Origin of the sequence: Rhizobium sp. RHZ01 (assembly GCF_014851595.1) — a bacterium.
GTDB classification, from domain to species: Bacteria; Pseudomonadota; Alphaproteobacteria; order Rhizobiales; family Rhizobiaceae; genus Rhizobium; species Rhizobium altiplani.
This window is the reverse complement of sequence record NZ_JACUZZ010000021.1, coordinates 1-17,321: the sequence shown is the minus strand read 5'-3', so window position 1 is coordinate 17,321 and position 17,321 is coordinate 1. Positions and strand designations below refer to the sequence as shown.

The following is a 17,321-nucleotide window of genomic DNA, read 5'->3' as shown; positions in this document are numbered from 1 at the left end:
GTCACTTTCCGACCCGCGCAAACCGACCCGTGCAAACAGTGGTCAACCCTCAATGCATTTTAGAACACTTGAATTTACAATTCCTGAGCGCATATTTTCAGTCAGCGCGAGACCGCCCTCGCGCACCAGAAAATCACGTCTTTCGCATGAGTCGAACCGGTGCAGCCTCGGGAATAATCTACAACACGCGCCACCACCCCAGGTTTGCATCAATTGGAACGGACCGCCTCAACAAGGAGGATTGTTGCGCCGGTCGTTGGGAGGGTTGCAATGACATTGCGTGCTATCAATTTCGCTGCCGGTCTATTTTTAACCGGAGCGTGCATTGCCGGGCCTGGTATGGCCGCCGACCCCATAACCGAGGCGGAAGCCGCGGCCATCGGGGTTGATGCCTACGTCTATCTTTATCCGCTAGTCACCATGGATGTGACCCGTGCGCAGGCGACAAATATCGAAGCGGGCAAGAAGATGGGCCGTGGACCGGCCAATGCGTTCACCAATGTACCGGAATTCCCAACTGCTGAATTTCGAGATGTCGTCCGACCGAACTTTGACACGCTCTATTCCGTTGCGTGGCTCGACATGACCAAGGAACCAGTCATCGTGTCGGCGCCTGATACCGACGGTCGCTACTTCCTGCTGCCGATGCTCGACATGTGGAGTGACGTATTCGCCTCGCCCGGATGGCGGACGACCGGAACCGCGAAGGCGGATTTCGCGATTGTGCCGCCTGGATGGAGCGGCAAGGACCTGCCGGCCGGCGTACAGCGCATTGACGCACCGACGCCCTTCGTCTGGGTCATTGGGCGCACGAAAACGGATGGGCCGGCCGACTATGACACGGTCCACAAGATCCAGGCAGGCTACAAGGTCACGCCGCTGTCGCAATGGGGGAAGGCGGCAGAACCGGTGAAGGTCACGATCGATCCCAAGATCGATATGACGACGCCTCCCAAGAAGACTGTCGACGGCATGACCGCGGCGGATTTCTTCGCCTATGCGTCCGAGGTCATGAAACATAATCCGCCTCACATCACCGACCAACCGATCATCGCGCTAATGAAACGGATCGGCATAGAGCCGGGAAAAAGCTTCGATAAGACCAAGATCGATCCAACCGTCGCCAAGGCATTGGAAGCGGTTCCCGCCAAAGCCCAGAAGCTGATGGACTGGAAAGTTCCGACGCTTGCCCGCGTCGCCAACAATTGGTCGATGAACACCGACACCATGGGCGTCTACGGCAATTACTACTTGAAGCGGGCGATCGTCGCGCAGCTCGGGCTGGGCGCAAACCTGCCAGAGGACGCGATCTATCCGCTCAACCTCGGCGACGAGAAGGGAAACCCGCTAAACGGAGCGAACAGCTACAAAATCCACTTCGACAAGGCGAACCTGCCACCGGTCAAAGCGTTCTGGTCCGTCACGCTCTACGATCCCGAGGGATTTCAAGTCGCCAACAGCCTGAACCGATTTGCCGTCAGCAGCTGGATGCCCTTCGCCTACAATGCGGACGGTTCTCTTGATCTCTACTTCCAGAACAAGAGCCCGGGCGAGGACAAGGAAGCGAACTGGCTACCGGCACCTGCCGGGCCGTTCAACCTGACAATGCGCCTCTACGGACCGGAGAGCGAAGCCTTGACAGGAAAGTGGAACCCGCCGGTCGTCGAACTGGTGCCCGCGCTCCAACAGGTGACAGCACAGTAGCGATTTCGCGCGTGCCTCGAGCGATCCACATGGGTATCCCCATTGGGTTGAGAGGGCCCTCGCGCGCTGGCGCGAGGCTGCTGGGAGGATCAAACCGACTTGGGCGCAGTCCGCCGCTTCTTGGCAGGGGCGGCGGCTGTTGGTGCTTCGGCTTCTTGCTGCAAGCGTAGCGCCCTGAGCTTCTCGGTCTTCTTTTCGCGAGCCGCGGCTTCTGCCGTGATGATTGCTTTCGCTGTCGTATCAGTGGCAGCCGCCTTGTCGCGCGGGGAGAGCTTGGCCGGATTGAAGAGTTCGTCTTTTGAAGTCATCTGGTCTCTCTATCTAGACGGAGCTCGCCTCATGGCAGCTCAGCGAGCCGGACGGACTGCCTTCTTCGGAGCCGGAAGGAGACCTTCGCGCTGCAGCTTCTTGCGCGCCAGCTTGCGCTGACGGCGAACCGCTTCCGCCTTTTCGCGAACACGCTTCTCGGACGGCTTTTCATAAGCGCTACGCGCCTTGAACTCGCGGAACAGACCTTCGCGCTGCATCTTCTTCTTCAGGACGCGGAGTGCCTGGTCGACATTGTTATCTCGAACGAGAACCTGCAAATTCTTTCCTTTCGTGCGGCAAATCTGTTTGCCGGTTGGTCAGAGTGGAAGCTACTTCCGTACCCTGATGCTTGAAGTTTTCAACCAGGATCCGCCCTGGATATCCGCGTCGGCGTCAACTCTCGGCGTAGGGGATACCGACTGGTTCATGTCGATATCGCTCTCAAGAATCCGCCGATCGAAGTTTTCCGTCTCGAACCGGACCCGATACTGCGGGCGACTCCCGTCTGACGGTAGAACTACCGCGATCTTGCAGGTCCTGCGCGCCTCTTCGGTGCGAACGAGACCGTCTTTCAGAACGATAGTGTCGCCGACAGCGTATCTTGGCATTCGTGCCATTTGGTTCCACCGAACTGTCTTGAGCGTCAAAAACATAAAAGGCCGGGTTTGACCCCGACCTCCGCCATCAGGCTCTCAGCTGCCAGTACATCCGTGGTCAGCCGGGCCGAATGAGAATTAGGCTGCGCGCAGGTTGTCGGCAGAATTCTTGCCAGACTTCTTGTCGCGAACGAGATCATAGGTGATCTTCTGTCCATCGGACAGGCTTCCCAAGCCAGCGCGCTCAACAGCGGAAATGTGGACGAAAACGTCCGTGCTGCCGTCATCCGGCTGAATGAAGCCGAAGCCCTTGGTGCTGTTGAACCACTTAACGGTACCTGAATTCATAACGATCTCCTTTCATAGTCGTTACTGCCATGCGTTCATTCACAAGGCTAAGATCGATTTTGAGAGGAAATCTGACGGAGCTTGACGCTCTTTCACAAAGGTCACAACCAATAGTCGATTAGCTACATATAGCGCAAACTACGAAATAAACAAGGCAAGGAAGCGTGCTATCGGGGTTTTGGGCAGTTCGCGCAACGCGGATCGACAGCACTCCGAAACACCCAGCTACGCTGAATGGCCCCATTGCGCTCCCATAAAAGCGCCTTCCCTGGGATAAGAAACCGTTTTTTGCGGCAAGAACCGCCGGAACATATGGACTTCGCCCCACCGTTCTGCTATCCGCATCCTCAATCGCAAGGCTGCTGCCGCGCGAACTGTATATTTTTTGCCTCTGGCGCCGTGCTGACGCCGGCATCAACCAAACCAAAGGAACGTGATTCTCGTGCAGGTACTTGTCCGCGATAACAATGTCGATCAGGCTCTCCGCGCTCTCAAGAAGAAGATGCAGCGCGAAGGTATTTTCCGCGAAATGAAGATGCGCGACTACTACGAAAAGCCGTCGCAGAAGCGCGCTCGCGAAAAGGCCGAAGCCGTTCGCCGTGTTCGCAAGCTGGCTCGCAAGCGGGCACAGCGCGAAGGTCTCGTCGCACGCTAAGCGTAGCTGTCGTTATTTCGACGTTTTCAGATGCATGTTGGCGGGGGCGAACTATTCGCCACCGCCTTTTTATTGCTGCTGAAGCTTGCCCGTCCTTGAAGCGGACCGGCTGCACTGGGGGAAAACGAGCCCGCATGGCTGACATCACCAAGACCCGCTCTCTGCGTTCGCCGAAAATCGCCGTTCTACCGGTTTTCGCAATCGTCACCGCGCTAGGCCTTGCCGGCTGCACGACAGGCAGCACCTCGGATGCCGTCATCCGCATCGACAAGGCGCAGGGTTCGCAGGAAAACATCGCCTCGCTGACCTCAGTCATCAATGCCAATCCTCAGGATCCGGAAGGCTACAACGTCCGGGGCTCGGCCTACGGTCGCGGCGGCGACTTCCGCGCGGCGCTGAACGACTTCAACAAGGCCCTGCAGATCAACCCACGCTTCTATCAGGCCTACGCCAACCGCGCGCTGGTCTACCGCAACATGGGTCAGCAGCAGCAGGCGATCCAGGACTACAACAGCGCCCTGCAGATCAACCCGAACTACGACGTGGCGCTGATCGGCCGTGGCAATGTCTACCGCTCCGCCGGCCAGGACGATGCCGCCTACAACGACTTCAACAAGGCGATCCAGAACGGCACGACCGACGGCCGCGCCTATCACAATCGCGGTCTGATCTATCAGAAGCGCAATCAGCAGGATAAGGCGATCGACGACTTCTCGAAGGCGATCTCGCTCTCGCCGAATGCGCCTGAACCCTATAACGGCCGCGGCATTTCCTACATCGCGCTGAACGACGACGACAACGCATTTGCCGACTTCAATCACGCGATTGAGCTCAACGGCAACGTCGCCGAATCCTGGGCCAACCAGGCGCTGGTCTACGAGCGTCGTGGCGAAAAGGACAAGGCCGCCCGCTCCTACCGCCATGCAATCGGGCTCGACCCGAAGTACCAGCCGGCGAAGGACGGTCTTGCCCGCGTCGGCGCGGCCACCGGCTAAGGCACTACAGGCGACCTGCCAAACGGGCCGACGGTAACATCATCGCCGCTCAGCGGCACCTGGTGCCGGCAGCACGCGGCTCGGCGTGGATCTTTCGCCGCCCCGGCCCTTTCCTCCCCCCTCATCGCGATCGGGCCCGAACGGCCTTGCGGTGCCTGGCGCGCTCCCGAGTGAGCTTGGCGCCGTTTGTCAACCACTCGCCTCTTACGAGATTTTTATGAGCGATGCGGCCTCCGTTTTTCGTTCCCTTCCGCCTCGGAAGCTTCGATTGACGCCACGGTTGAACAAAAATTTGCGAATTGCCGGACGACATGTTTTAGTGTGTTGCAAGCACCATTACCTGTCCCTAACATTGCCGTGGGTTTCGATAGCAGGCTATCAGGAGAGCCGGGGGCGCGTTGAAGGCAATTGCGGTGGTCCAGATTTTTGCTTTCATGCCTGTAAACGGTTGGCGAACCGGTGATTTCGGCTGCATAAGTCAGCGGGGTACCGGCTCATGAAAGGCCGTTTCCGCTTCTTTCCGAAGGCATCGATCGGGACCTACCTGATCGCGATGGCACTTGCGACGGCCTTGCCGATTTTCGCACTGGTGGCACTTCTGCTCGCGCAGCTGGAAGACAACCAGCGCTCAACTCTGAGGCGTGAAACGGCCCAGGATGCGACCGCTCTCGCCCGCTCCATCGATCGCCAGCTTCAGGACATGGCCACAACTTTAAGGTTGCTATCGAACTCGCCGGAACTGGAGAATAACGACTTCGCCTCCTTCCACGCTCGCACCGAGACGTCCCTGCGTACAGACAATCTCTACGTCATCGCAGTTGATGAAACAGGGCAACAGCTCTTGAACACCCGTCGGGACTATGGCGAACCGCTGGGCAAGGCCGGCAATCTCCCGTCCGTCGAGGCCGCGATCAAATCCGGCCGAATCGAAGCGTCCGATGTGTTCATGGGACGAACTAGCGGCGAGTTCGTCTACAACGTCACCATGCCGATGCAGGCCGGCAAGGTCAGGGCGCTGATCATAACACAGAACGCCGGGGACCTTGCGAAGCTGGTCACCACCGAAGGCCTGCCGAACGATTGGTCTGCGGCGGTCATTGATCAGAGTGGGCATGTGGTGGCTTCCGCCGGCGCCACGAATATTGGCTTCGGCCAACCTTTCAATCCAGACATCCTGCCTTCCCTGGTCAATTTCAGCGGCGTCTACGAGAACAAGCAGGTATTGCCGAACGCGATGCTCGGCTATGCGCAGATTCCGGGTTGGTCCTGGAAGACCGTGATATGGGGCCCCGTCGCCACGGCGCAGTCTTCTATCCTGACGACATGGCGCTTTCTGATCATCGGCGGCCTGGCGCTGATGCTTGTCGCGATCCTGGCCGCCTATATCGTTGCGCGTCAGGTGCGCACGACGATCCGCTCAATCGCCGACATGGCCATTCGGATGGGCGAAGGCCACATCGTGGCCCCCATCGAGACCAGCGTCATCGAAGCGAACCAAGTTGCGGTCGCGCTCTCCAACGCTTCTTTCGACCGGAGTCAGACGGAAGACCGCCTGCACTTCGTGATGAACGAACTCGTGCACCGCACCAAGAACCTGCTGACCCTGGTGCAGGCGATGATGCGCCAAGTCGCCAAGCGCGCGGACAGCGTGGAGGCATACCAGGCAGCGGTTGTCGATCGCCTCGAAGGCCTGTCCCGGTCGATCGACCTGCTCACCAGCGAGCAATGGGCCGGCGCATCGCTGCGCCGCGTGATCGACATCCACTTCAAGGGCTTTCCGCAGGCTGCCGAGCAGACCGAGATATCTGGCAAGGATTTTGTCCTCAAACCCGACGTGGTGCAAAATCTCGGTCTCGTCCTGCATGAACTTGCCACGAACTCGGTAAAGTACGGTGCCCTTTCCGTGCCGCATGGCCGCGTTCGGCTGAGCTGGCGGGATGCCCAGAACGAAGAGCGCAACGAACCTCTTGTTGTCTTCACGTGGGAGGAGCGTGACGGTCCGGTAGCGCGCGCTCCCGAGAATTCCGGCTTTGGGACGACCATCATCAAGAATCACGCCGCCGCCGCTTTTGGTGGGACCGTGGAAATCGACTTCCCGCCAGAAGGCTTTTACTGGGCGTTGACGGCTCCTCGTCGCAACCTCGAGCGTGCATAACGCACGGAACAATTAACACTGGACCTTCGTTTCCGACAGGCTACTCGAAAGGAGAAGTCCATGTTCAGGGAAACGATGATTGCCGCGGCGGCTGCCGCAGTAGCCGCCATCGCAAACCCGGCAAGTGCCGCAAACTACATCACCCTCGGCCAGCTCGTCTGCGGATCGCAGGGTGGTCAGGGACTGATCGTCACCTCGCAGAAGAACCTGCTCTGCACCTTTACGCCGGCGGAGGGTGGCCCGAAGGTCGTCTATGCCGGAACGATCCAGAAATTCGGATTGGATGTCGGCCAGACCGGCAAGACTGTGATGATCTGGCAGGTTCTGGCCAAGACCGGAACCGACATTCCCGATTACGCGCTGGCCGGTGAGTATTACGGCGTAGGGGTCGATGCAAGCTTCGGCGCCGGCGCTGGTGCCAAGGTCATTGCCGGCGGCACCAACCAATCCTTCATGCTCCAGCCGTTGAACGTTCAGGCTCAGGAAGGCCTGAATCTCGCGCTCGGCGTGGAGAAACTGACGCTGGCGCCGGCCGCCACCTGATCTCAGGTCGCGCCGAAGAGGAGAGAGGCACCCGCCTCTCTCCTTTCCGTGTCAAGCGGAACGATGCGTCAGCGCAAGAGCGCCGCCGAACAACATCATCATCGAGCCGCTGATCCGATTGACAAGGCGAACCGCCCAGGCATTGCGCATGACGCCACGCAGTCGCGAGCCGACGAAGGCATAAATGCTGATCGCCCCGACCTCCAAGACCAGGAAGATTGCTCCGAGCGTGAAGAAACTCTGCCAGTAGGCATTGCGTTCGACGAACTGCGGCAAGAAAGCCGTGAAGATCAGGATCGCCTTGGGGTTGCTCGACGCAACAAGAAACTCCTGCCGCACATACGCCCTGAACGTTGAAGGGTGATGGGCAGCCGCCAGTTCCGACACATCCACCTTCGCGCGGAACAGCTTGAAACCAATCCAGAGCAGATAAGCGACACCCAGCCACTTCACGATCGAGAAGGCCACGCCTGAAGCCATCAGGAGGGCGCCGAGACCGAAGGCCGTGATGGCGATCATGATCGCAAAGGCGACGATGCGCCCGGCGGAGGCTGCAATTGCCATGCCCATTCCTGCGCGCGCACCGATCGTCACCGAGAGCAGGTTGTTCGGACCAAACGCCATGTTCAGCGCAAAACAGGCGGGAACGTAGAGGAGCAGCGTTTCGAGGGACATGACATCACCGTGCAAAACAATGGGCGCGGTCCAAGTCCGCGCCCTTGTAGTTTAATCGAGATCAAGCATGCTGGCGACGCTTCAGTGGCCGATCGCCTTGTTGATTTCTTCGGTGACCTTCTTGGCATCTCCGAGCAGCATCATCGTACCGTCCTTGTAAAACAGCGTATTGTCGATACCGGCGTAACCGGAGCCGAGCGAGCGCTTGACGAAGAGGCAGGTCTTGGCCTTGTCGACATCGAGGATCGGCATCCCGTAGATCGGCGAGGTCTTGTCATCGCGCGCCGCCGGATTGGTGACGTCGTTGGCGCCGATGACATAGGCGACGTCAGCCTGCGCGAACTCCGAGTTGATGTCCTCAAGCTCGAAGACCTCGTCATAGGGCACGTTCGCTTCAGCAAGCAGCACGTTCATGTGACCCGGCATACGGCCCGCGACCGGATGGATCGCGTATTTCACCTCGACGCCGTTCTTCTTGAGATTGTCGGCCATTTCGCGCAGCGCATGCTGCGCCTGCGCCACCGCCATGCCGTAACCCGGCACGATGATGACCTTCGAGGCATTTGCCATCAGGTAGGCGGCATCCTCGGCCGAACCGAGCTTGACCGTCTTGTCGGAATTATCCGCGCCGCCCGCGACCGTCTCGCCGCCGAAGCCGCCGAGGATGACGGAAACGAAGGAGCGGTTCATGCCCTTGCACATGATGTAGGAGAGGATCGCACCGGACGAACCGACCAGCGCGCCGGTGATGATCAGCGCCAGATTGCCAAGCGTGAAGCCGATGCCGGCGGCCGCCCATCCCGAATAGGAATTGAGCATCGACACGACGACAGGCATGTCGGCGCCGCCGATGGGCACGATCAGCAGTACGCCGAGTGCCAGTGACAGCGCGACGACCGCCCAGAAATCGAAATGGCTTTCCGTTGCGGCGAGGCCGATGATGAAGAGCACGATCAACACCAGCAGGGCGATGTTGATCAGGTGACGGAAGGGCAGCAGGATCGGCTTGCCGGACATGCGCCCGTCGAGCTTCAGGAAAGCGATGATCGAGCCGGTGAAGGTCAGCGCGCCGATCGCAACGCCGAGCGCCATTTCGATCCGCGCCTCGGTGTGAATGCCGCCGATATTGCCGATGCCGAAGGATGACGGCGTATAGAGCGCCGAGGCCGCCACAAGCACGGCGGCAAGGCCGACCAGCGAGTGGAACCCTGCAACCAGCTGCGGCATCGAGGTCATCGGGATCACGCGGGCGATATAGGCGCCCGCGCCGCCACCGATGGCGAGACCTAAGACGATCAGCACCAGCCCGCCGAACGAGGGTGTCGCCAGCGTCAACGTGGTGAGGATCGCGATCCCCATGCCGGTCATGCCGTAAAGATTGCCCTTGCGGCTGGTGGCCGGATGGGAAAGACCGCGCAATGCCAAGATGAAAAGCACGCCGGAAACAAGATAGAGAAAGGCTGCGATACTGTTCATGCGGTCCTCACTTGTCCTTCTTCTTGTACATCGCCAGCATGCGCTGGGTGACAAGGAAGCCGCCAAAGATGTTCACGGAGACGAGGACCAGGGCGATGAAGCCAAAGCCGGTCGCAAGCCCGCTGGTCGAAATGCCGACCGCCAAAAGCGCACCGACAACGATTACTGACGAGATCGCATTGGTCACCGCCATCAGCGGCGTATGCAGCGCCGGCGTCACCGACCAGACGACGTAATAGCCGACGAAGATCGCCAGCACAAAGATCGCGAACTGAAACACGAAGGGATCGATCGCACCGCCGGTTGCAGCACTTGCCGCCTCTGGAGCATGGGCGGCCGCGGCCGCCACGGCATTCACGGCCTGGTTCAACTGCTCCAGCGCCTTGTCCATTGCTTCACTGGCCATCAGTTATCCCCCTTCTTTGCGCCGAACGCCGGGTGCACGACATTGCCTGCATGTGTCAGCATCGTCGCCTTGATCAGTTCGTCCTCGAGATTGAGCGTGACCGACTTCGTTTCCTTGTTGACCATGGTCTCAAGGAAGGTGACGAGGTTCTTGGCGTAGAGCTGGGAGGCGCTGGCAGCGATCCTGCCGGCCATATTCGAAAAGCCGATGACGCGCACGCCGTCGACGTCGGCGACCTTGTTCGGCTTGACGCCTTCGATATTGCCGCCGCGCTCGACGGCAAGGTCGACCGCAACCGCACCCGGCTTCATCGATTTCAGCATCTCACGCGAGACCAGCTTCGGAGCCGGACGCCCCGGGATCAGGGCCGTGGTGATGACGATGTCCTGCTTGGCGATATGATCGGCCACAAGGGCGGCCTGCTTCGCCTGGTATTCCTTGGACATTTCCTTGGCATAGCCGCCGGCCGTTTCGGCCGCCTTGAACTCTTCGTCTTCGACGGCGATGAACTTGGCGCCCAGAGAGGCAACCTGCTCCTTGGCCGCGGGGCGAACGTCGGTCGCCGACACCGCGGCGCCGAGACGGCGCGCCGTGGCGATAGCCTGCAAGCCGGCAACACCAGCGCCCATGACAAAGACCTTGGCCGCGGGAACGGTGCCGGCCGCCGTCATCATCATCGGCATGGCACGGTCATAAACCGCAGCCGCTTCGATGACCGCCTGATAGCCTGCGAGGTTTGCCTGCGAGGAAAGAACGTCCATGGACTGCGCTCGGGTGATGCGCGGCATCAACTCCATAGCGAAACTGGAGAGCCCGGCCTTGGCCATGGCGGCGATCGCTTCGTCATTGCCGTAGGGATCCATGACCGCGATGACGACCGCGCCCCCCTTGTAGCCGCCGATCTCCTCGTCCGTCGGACGACGGACCTTCAATACCACATCCGCGGTCGCCGCCGCACCGATCGAGCCAATCCGCGCGCCGACCGCTTCGAATTCCGCATCCGGAACTTTCGACTTGGTGCCCGCTCCGGACTCGACGACGACGTCGAGACCGAGCCCAATCATCTTCTTTACGGTCTCGACGGACGCAGCGACGCGCGTCTCATCCCCCGTGGTTTCCTTCGCCACAAAAACAATATTGCCCAACCGCCCCTCCTCCGGGTCAGCCAGCCTGCCGCAGGTCCCCCTGCTCAGCCCGAACATTCAGTCAAAGCTTGGAAAAGCGCCCTCCCCGCGCCGCGCTTAACGCAGCAGAACGAGGCCGGCGATGAAGACGATTAGCAGGACAACGAGGCCGCCGAGGAAGCCAGCACCGGTGAAGAAGCCAGCCGTCATGCCAAGCAGGAGAGCGACGAGAAACAGCGTGCCGTACTTAGCAGCGGCAAGGAACATGAGGTAGGTCTGCTCGTGTTCCTTATAGTCCATCGGCGCGCCGACTTCTGCAGGTCCGGTGTGATGCTCAGCCATGAATATCGTCTCCCTCAAAATGCCTGGCCGGTTTGAGACGCGGCCACGAATGCCATTATTTCCCAAGGCTTGCGCCTGGAAATTCCCTTGTCAGGCATTACACAAAGCCTGGGAAAAGCGCAATGCAGGAGAATGCCGCAGTTGGTGCGACACTCTCCATTTCGCGATGCATCGCAGATCAGAGGGGGAGATCCGTCCCAAGCTGACCGTTCGGCACGAAGCGAGCTGTGGGGATGATCGTGAGGGGCGGCAGCGTGTCCTCCGGAATGCGCGAGAACATCATGCGCTGTTCGCTGGCGCTGGAGATAAAGAACGGATAGCGCGTCAGCAGCTTGCGCCCCACTTCAATCACGTTCGTTGCCATCAACGTCATGTCGATTCCGTAGTTCTTTGCCAGCTGACCGGGCACGATCGTATCGGCATAGAAGACCCGCTTGTAGAATGCGGCATGCGGAGGCCGGCAGAACTGAAGGACGCGGTCCGCGCGGAAGTATGCGGCCGCGACGATACTGGGTCTCAACGTCAGATAGGGAATCCAAGGCAGATCGGCCGTCAGATCAGGATCGGCGGCAAACCGCGCCGGATCGATCAGTGTCAGCCCGGCATCGAGCAGCGCGTCCATCGCCCACGGAAAGGCACCCGCGGACTGGCTGACGCGATGCTCAGGTGTAACATAATGGAGCCGTATCGTGCTGACCAACTCGCCGTAATAATAAATACCGAAGACATGCGCGTGACTGTCGAAATCGGTCGCGTCCAACAGTCCCTTCGGAGCCAGTGCCAGCACGTCATGGGCCTTGTAAGCCTTGTAGCGCAGGCGCTCCACCTCGATCATGTCCTCGCTGCTTTCCATGCGGCGGTATTCAATATGATCTAGAATTCCAAGAAGCTTATTACTGAAATCGCTCGTTGTTACAGGAGTATCCACCATGGTTCCTCGGCTGATCGGTTAATAATTCATTAATCATCCGAAAAAACAGCCGACGGCAAGGAACCAACGATAATTTGCGTTATATTTGAATTGTTAAGGTTAACGGCGTTCGCCAGGGAACGGAGCGGCATGGGCCGCTTCCACAAGCTGAAAATTTGAGATTCAGGCTACCTTAGGGCGGCGGCGCGGGGTGGGGCCGCCCGCAAGGCTCTGCGAAAGGATCGCGATATTTTGCGCCGGAACGGCCGGCGAGAAAACATAGCCCTGCACGAGATCGGTCGCACGATACTTGTTGAGAAGGGCCAACTGCTCGGTCGTCTCTACACCTTCGGTGACGATCTTGAGGCCAAGTTCACGCGCCAGATTGACGGTACCGCGCAGCAGTTTGAGGCGGCGGTCGTCCTCGACGATGTTTCGCAGGAAGGACCGGTCGATCTTGACGATATCAAGCGGAAGCGTGTCGAGGTAACTGAGGCTCGAGAAACCCGTGCCGAAATCATCGATGGCGATCGTGATGCCGCGCGCCCGCAGGTCCGCCAGGATGGCGCGCACAGCGGCCGGCTCGTCGATCAAGCAACTCTCGGTGATTTCGAGATGCAGTCGCTCGGGCCCCAGACCCGAGGCGCTCAGTGCTTCGGAAACCGCGGAAAGAATGTCTGCATCCCGCAGATCTCTGGCGGAAAGGTTCACCGAGACCGCGATATGCTCGGGCCAAGTCATACAATCTGCGCAGGCCTTCATCAGGATGAAGCGTGTGATGTCCGAGATGATGCCCATCTCTTCCGCCAGGCGGATGAACACGTCGGGCGGAATGGCACCCTTTTCCGGATGCACCCAGCGAGCAAGCGCTTCGGCGCATTCAATACGCGAGCCGTCGGCCTTGAACATCGGCTGGTAGGCAATGCTGAGCCCCTGCATCCCGACCGCTTCGCGCAGATCGGCCTTGAGCTTCTGCTGCTCGATGTAGCGGCCATCCATCTCGCGCTCGAAGCTTGCAATACCGCCGCGCTGTTTCGACTTGCTTTCGAACAATGCCAGGTCGGCTTTGATGCTCCACTCTTCCATCGCGAAGGCATCGCTTTCAAGAAGCGCAAAGCCACCGCTCAGCGAAACCAAGAAGGTCACGTCATCGGCTTCGTAGTTGCCTTGGATGGCAGCATGCAAACGACGAACTTCTGCGTCCAGCGCTTCCATATCCTTCGCATGCGGGAAGAACAGGATGAACTGGTCACCCATCAGACGGCCGACGATGGCCTTGCGCGCCTGCTCCTCGATGCGGTTGGCGATAGCGCAGAGAAGATGGTCGCCGGTGATATGGCCGCGCATGTCGTTGACGTGTTTGAACTCGTCGATATCAAGCACCATGAACGCAACAGGCCCGCGTTTTTTCGGGTGCTTGTTCAGATAGTCCTGCACGAGATGGCTGAAATACTCGCGGTTCGGCAACCCGGTCAGAGCATCGAATCGAACCATGTGCAAGATCTTCTGCTCTGCCTTCACGCGGCTGGACACGTCTTCGAAGATCAGCACCGCGCCGCCATCAGGCCGGCGGCTTGCGGAGAATTCAAGCGACAGATCCTCGGGAAAATGGATGAGCATGCGTGACAGCTTGCCATCGGCGACCTGGGTCATCTGGCGGAGGATGAGCTCCGGCTGCGTGGAATCCATAAAGCTGTAGCGGGCGCCGTAACGCAGGACCGCGCTGAGGTCGCGCTCCTTCAAGCGCTCGGGGTCGCCGATCTTCAGAAGTTCGCAGGCCTTGCGGTTGATTACCTGGATACGGTTTTCGGGATCGACCATGACGAGGCCATGCGGCATGTTATTAAGCGCTGTATCGAAACGGTCGGCGATCACGGTGATTTCCCGGCGCGCAATGACATTCTCGTAGAGAAACTCGCGCACCCCGTTGGCCATGGCCCGTGTCGTCAGCCAGAATGGGATGAGAAAAATCGACAGGATTCCACGATAGAAGTCCAGCGCCATCAGGCTGCAGATGATCATCGGCAGGCAACAAGAGAAGGTCTGCAGGTCGATCGCCATGCGCGAACCGTAGTTGCGGCCGACGACGGAAACCATGGTGGCCATGGTCACGGCAATGCAGGCGAGCTCCGCAAAACCATCGCCCAAGAAAAATATGGCATAACCGCTGGCAATGCCCAGGAGTGTCGTGGTGCCGGCAGCGCCGGCCACGAGAATTCGCTCCCAATGCTGGATTCCGGCGTACGAGAGTCTTTCTTTGTCGACGCGATCGAACTGCCAGAAGATCGCCATGCGTCCGCCGAACACAAGGACGAAGGCAGCGGCGAGGATGAGATACAGGAAAGACTGCGTCTTGGCGGCGATTGCGAGGCAAGTCGCCGCGTGAACGATAACACCGACGAGCAACGTCATGCGGTTCCCAGAAAGGGAACTCACAAACGACAGATACACATCCGTTGGAACCCTGCCCGGGTTATGTGGCTTCATCCATGCTTTTCCTGTGCGGCGAGACCTTACTGCGAACCCTTTAAAAATTGATTTCGTCCAAACCATAGATTTGGTTGAATTTTTTGAAACCATAACGCGAAAATCCTGGTTTCATAAAGGTTTACGCAGCTACAAGGAGATCTTTGATTCCGGGCCCGCCATGCTCGATTGTCGGCAGTGCCAGGGAGTCGTCGGCAGTGCCTGCGGCGTGCGCTTCGCATAAGACTATATTCCAACACGCCCCCTTTAATCTTCCAATTTGAAACACCCTAGTCTACCAATCCAGAGAGGAGAACGTGTCGAAACAGGCACGATAAAAAGGGGGAAAGGCATGCCGGCTTTGCTGACGGTCAGCCGGCTGATCGATGCGGTCAGCCAATTCATGGGCAAACTGTCCGAATACATGGTGCTGCTCTGCTGCCTGATCAGCGCCGCCAATGCACTCATCCGTTACTCGTTCAACTATAGCTCCAACGGCTGGCTCGAGATCCAATGGTATCTCTTCGCCTTCATCGTTGTGCTCGGTGCAGCACACACGCTGCGTATGAACGAACATGTACGCGTCGACCTCATCTACGGCTCCGTTTCCGACAAAGCGAGGATCTGGATCGATATCATCGGCCTCATCGTCTTCCTGATCCCGGCCTGCATCTTCCTGACCTGGCTCTGCTGGCCCTTTTTCCTGTCCTCTTACCAACAGCATGAGATCTCTGCCAATGCCGGCGGCCTGATCCGCTGGCCGGTCAAGTTCATCCTCGTTCTCGGCTTCGGGCTGCTGTCGCTTCAGGGGATCTCCGAGTTGATCAAGCGGATCGCCGCCCTGACCGGCTACATCCTGATCGATACGAAATACGAAAAACCGCTGCAGTAAGCCGGACCGGAGGAACACCATTGTTTGATTTCGGCATTATTCCGCCGGCGATGTTCGTGGGCATGGTTCTATTCATGCTCTACGGCTTTCCGGTCGCCTTTTCGCTGGCTGCCGTCGGCCTGTTCTTCGGCATCATCGGCATCGCCACGGGACATTTCACCGAGGCCTTCCTGCAGGCCCTGCCGCTGCGCTTCTTCGGGATCGTTTCCAACGACCTGCTGCTCGCCATCCCCTTCTTCACCTTCATGGGCGCCATACTGGAGCGCTGCGGACTGGCTGAAGATCTGCTCGAGGGAACAGGCAAGCTGTTCGGCCGCGTTCCCGGCGGCCTTGCCTACGCGGTAATCCTCGTCGGCGCCGTGCTTGGCGCCATCACCGGCACCGTTGCGGCATCCGTCATCACCATGGGCGTAATCTCGCTGCCGATCATGCTGCGTTACGGCTACAGCCCGAGGCTGGCCACCGGCGTCATTGCCGCCTCCGGCACCATTACCCAGGTCATTCCGCCGTCCCTGGTGCTGGTCGTCCTTGCCGACCAGCTCGGCAAATCGGTCGGCGACATGTATCTCGGCGCCATCGGCCCATCGATCCTGCAGGTCGCGATCTTCATGGGCTATATCCTGATCCTGTCGATCCTGAAGCCGGCCTCTATGCCGCCGCTGCCGAAAGAAGTGCGGGGCGACTTCAACTGGGCGCTGCTCCTGCGGGTATTGTCCGGGATGATCCCGTCGATCGTGCTGATCTTCCTGGTTCTCGGCACGATCTTCATGGGGCTCGCAACCCCCACCGAAGCCGGTGCGCTCGGTGTTGTCGGCGCAATGGTGCTTGCCGCCATGCACCGCCGCCTCACCTGGCCGCTGATGCAGGAGGCCATGCGCTCCACCATGCACATCACCTCGATGGTGGTGATGATCCTGATCGGCTCGACCTGTTTCAGCCTGGTCTTCCAAGGCATGGACGGCTCGCGCTGGATCGAACACATGCTGTCGGGCATCCCCGGCGGCCCGGTCGGCTTCCTGATCTTCGTCAACATCTTCATATTCGTGCTGGCCTTCTTCCTCGATTTCTTCGAGATCGCCTTCATCGTCATTCCGATGCTGGCGCCGGTCGCCTCAGCCCTCGGCATCGACCTGATCTGGTTCGGCGTGCTGATCTGCGTCAACATGCAGACGAGCTTCATGCACCCGCCCTTCGGCTTCGCGCTTTTCTACCTGCGCTCCATTGCCGATCGCAGCGTCAAGACGTCGGACATCTACATGGGCGCCCTGCCCTGGGTCTGCATGCAGCTGGTCCTCGTCGCGATCGTGATCTTCTGGCCACAATCGGTAACGTATTGGCTGGACAAGGGACCGAAAGTCGATCCGAACTCGATCAAGATCGAAGTGCCGGGCTTCGGCGGCAACGGCTTGTCGCTGCCCCCGCTGGGAGCCCCGGGCGGCGGCCCACCGCAAATGCCCGGACTGAGCTTGCCGCCGATGAACGGCCTGCCCGGCCAGCCGCCCGCGCCGGCACCCGCAACGCCCGCGCCGCCTGCAACGGACCTCAGCCAGCCCCCGAAGATAAACTGACAACAAAAAGCCCCGGACCAAAATCCGGGGCTCAGACTGCTGACAAACCCGCCGATATTTTCGGCGGGTTTGTTTTTTGGACGTTGGTTGTTTTAGTTGGGTTCTGAGGCGGGGCGAAGTTGGCGGCCTCTGGCCCTCATGCGATGGCTGGTCTGGG

The 17,321-nt window shown here is 59.5% G+C and carries 17 protein-coding genes; 7 read left to right on the top strand and 10 right to left on the bottom strand.

What is annotated here, in order from left to right; translation table 11 throughout:
• The first annotated feature begins 339 nt into the window (after positions 1-339).
• Positions 340-1,704: a DUF1254 domain-containing protein gene (locus tag IB248_RS20710; protein WP_113470634.1), complete on the top strand. Its 1,365-nt coding sequence runs from the start codon at positions 340-342 to the stop codon at positions 1,702-1,704.
• Positions 1,705-1,793: 89 nt separating this feature from the next.
• Here the strand turns inward: IB248_RS20710 and IB248_RS20705 are convergent, their stop codons facing one another.
• The 3 genes from IB248_RS20705 to IB248_RS20695 form a co-directional block, all read right to left on the bottom strand.
• Positions 1,794-2,012, bottom strand: a complete 219-nt coding sequence (locus tag IB248_RS20705; protein WP_018856588.1) for a hypothetical protein — start codon at positions 2,010-2,012, stop codon at positions 1,794-1,796.
• A gap of 39 nt (positions 2,013-2,051) precedes the next feature.
• Positions 2,052-2,291, bottom strand: a complete 240-nt coding sequence (rpsU, locus tag IB248_RS20700) for a 30S ribosomal protein S21 (protein WP_007527643.1) — start codon at positions 2,289-2,291, stop codon at positions 2,052-2,054.
• 456 nt (positions 2,292-2,747) lie between these two features.
• Positions 2,748-2,957, bottom strand: a complete 210-nt coding sequence (locus IB248_RS20695) for a cold-shock protein (RefSeq protein WP_018856586.1) — start codon at positions 2,955-2,957, stop codon at positions 2,748-2,750.
• 442 nt (positions 2,958-3,399) lie between these two features.
• Between IB248_RS20695 and rpsU (IB248_RS20690) the strand changes: the two genes are divergently transcribed.
• From rpsU (IB248_RS20690) to IB248_RS20675, 4 genes are all read left to right on the top strand, one after another.
• On the top strand, positions 3,400-3,612 hold the full coding sequence (rpsU, locus tag IB248_RS20690; protein WP_003585885.1) for a 30S ribosomal protein S21: 213 nt from the start codon (positions 3,400-3,402) through the stop codon (positions 3,610-3,612).
• Positions 3,613-3,746: 134 nt separating this feature from the next.
• Entirely contained in the window at positions 3,747-4,607 is an 861-nt protein-coding gene (locus tag IB248_RS20685) for a tetratricopeptide repeat protein (RefSeq protein WP_018856585.1), read from the top strand.
• Positions 4,608-5,103: 496 nt separating this feature from the next.
• The gene (locus IB248_RS20680; RefSeq protein ID WP_018856584.1) at positions 5,104-6,762 is read left to right on the top strand and encodes a sensor histidine kinase; all 1,659 of its coding nucleotides are present in this window, start codon (positions 5,104-5,106) and stop codon (positions 6,760-6,762) included.
• A 60-nt stretch (positions 6,763-6,822) separates the two neighbouring features.
• The gene (locus IB248_RS20675) at positions 6,823-7,305 is read left to right on the top strand and encodes a DUF992 domain-containing protein (protein WP_018856583.1); all 483 of its coding nucleotides are present in this window, start codon (positions 6,823-6,825) and stop codon (positions 7,303-7,305) included.
• A gap of 51 nt (positions 7,306-7,356) precedes the next feature.
• Here IB248_RS20675 and IB248_RS20670 read toward each other — a convergent pair whose 3' ends face one another.
• The 7 genes from IB248_RS20670 to IB248_RS20640 all read right to left on the bottom strand — a co-directional run bounded on the left by IB248_RS20670 (position 7,357) and on the right by IB248_RS20640 (position 14,725).
• A complete protein-coding gene (locus tag IB248_RS20670; RefSeq protein ID WP_018856582.1) occupies positions 7,357-7,980 on the bottom strand; it encodes a LysE family translocator in 624 nt (207 codons plus the stop codon).
• A gap of 81 nt (positions 7,981-8,061) precedes the next feature.
• Entirely contained in the window at positions 8,062-9,456 is a 1,395-nt protein-coding gene (locus IB248_RS20665; RefSeq protein ID WP_018856581.1) for an NAD(P)(+) transhydrogenase (Re/Si-specific) subunit beta, read from the bottom strand.
• A 7-nt stretch (positions 9,457-9,463) separates the two neighbouring features.
• Entirely contained in the window at positions 9,464-9,862 is a 399-nt protein-coding gene (locus IB248_RS20660; protein WP_018856580.1) for a proton-translocating transhydrogenase family protein, read from the bottom strand.
• Positions 9,862-11,007 (bottom strand): Re/Si-specific NAD(P)(+) transhydrogenase subunit alpha, encoded by a 1,146-nt coding sequence (locus IB248_RS20655; protein WP_018856579.1) that lies wholly within the window; start codon positions 11,005-11,007, stop codon positions 9,862-9,864. Before IB248_RS20655 ends, IB248_RS20660 begins: the two co-directional genes overlap by 1 nt.
• 96 nt (positions 11,008-11,103) lie before the next feature.
• Positions 11,104-11,328 carry an aa3-type cytochrome c oxidase subunit IV gene (locus tag IB248_RS20650; protein WP_018856578.1) on the bottom strand — a complete coding sequence of 75 codons (225 nt, stop codon included), beginning with the start codon at positions 11,326-11,328 and terminating at the stop codon, positions 11,104-11,106.
• Between the two features lie 178 nt (positions 11,329-11,506).
• Entirely contained in the window at positions 11,507-12,259 is a 753-nt protein-coding gene (locus IB248_RS20645) for a hypothetical protein (RefSeq protein ID WP_025658921.1), read from the bottom strand.
• 162 nt (positions 12,260-12,421) lie between these two features.
• Complete coding sequence (locus IB248_RS20640; RefSeq protein WP_026371718.1) at positions 12,422-14,725, bottom strand: EAL domain-containing protein; 2,304 nt, start codon at positions 14,723-14,725, stop codon at positions 12,422-12,424.
• Positions 14,726-15,056: 331 nt separating this feature from the next.
• On the opposite strand from IB248_RS20640, the gene IB248_RS20635 reads away from it, so the two are divergent.
• Positions 15,057-15,596 carry a TRAP transporter small permease subunit gene (locus IB248_RS20635; protein WP_018856575.1) on the top strand — a complete coding sequence of 180 codons (540 nt, stop codon included), beginning with the start codon at positions 15,057-15,059 and terminating at the stop codon, positions 15,594-15,596.
• 20 nt (positions 15,597-15,616) lie between these two features.
• Positions 15,617-17,164 (top strand): TRAP transporter large permease subunit, encoded by a 1,548-nt coding sequence (locus IB248_RS20630; protein ID WP_018856574.1) that lies wholly within the window; start codon positions 15,617-15,619, stop codon positions 17,162-17,164.
• Positions 17,165-17,321: the final 157 nt, after the last annotated feature.

Coding starts and splice junctions, on each gene's coding strand:
- IB248_RS20680 (WP_018856584.1), top strand. CDS start 5,104: ATGAAAGGCCGTTTCCGCTTCTTTCCGAAGGCATCGATCGGGACCTAC.
- IB248_RS20705 (WP_018856588.1), bottom strand. CDS start 2,012: ATGACTTCAAAAGACGAACTCTTCAATCCGGCCAAGCTCTCCCCGCGC.
- IB248_RS20635 (WP_018856575.1), top strand. CDS start 15,057: ATGCCGGCTTTGCTGACGGTCAGCCGGCTGATCGATGCGGTCAGCCAA.
- IB248_RS20710 (WP_113470634.1), top strand. CDS start 340: ATGGCCGCCGACCCCATAACCGAGGCGGAAGCCGCGGCCATCGGGGTT.
- IB248_RS20670 (WP_018856582.1), bottom strand. CDS start 7,980: ATGTCCCTCGAAACGCTGCTCCTCTACGTTCCCGCCTGTTTTGCGCTG.
- IB248_RS20695 (WP_018856586.1), bottom strand. CDS start 2,957: ATGAATTCAGGTACCGTTAAGTGGTTCAACAGCACCAAGGGCTTCGGC.
- IB248_RS20640 (WP_026371718.1), bottom strand. CDS start 14,725: ATGAAGCCACATAACCCGGGCAGGGTTCCAACGGATGTGTATCTGTCG.
- IB248_RS20660 (WP_018856580.1), bottom strand. CDS start 9,862: ATGGCCAGTGAAGCAATGGACAAGGCGCTGGAGCAGTTGAACCAGGCC.
- IB248_RS20665 (WP_018856581.1), bottom strand. CDS start 9,456: ATGAACAGTATCGCAGCCTTTCTCTATCTTGTTTCCGGCGTGCTTTTC.
- IB248_RS20650 (WP_018856578.1), bottom strand. CDS start 11,328: ATGGCTGAGCATCACACCGGACCTGCAGAAGTCGGCGCGCCGATGGAC.
- IB248_RS20685 (WP_018856585.1), top strand. CDS start 3,747: ATGGCTGACATCACCAAGACCCGCTCTCTGCGTTCGCCGAAAATCGCC.
- IB248_RS20645 (WP_025658921.1), bottom strand. CDS start 12,259: ATGGTGGATACTCCTGTAACAACGAGCGATTTCAGTAATAAGCTTCTT.
- IB248_RS20675 (WP_018856583.1), top strand. CDS start 6,823: ATGTTCAGGGAAACGATGATTGCCGCGGCGGCTGCCGCAGTAGCCGCC.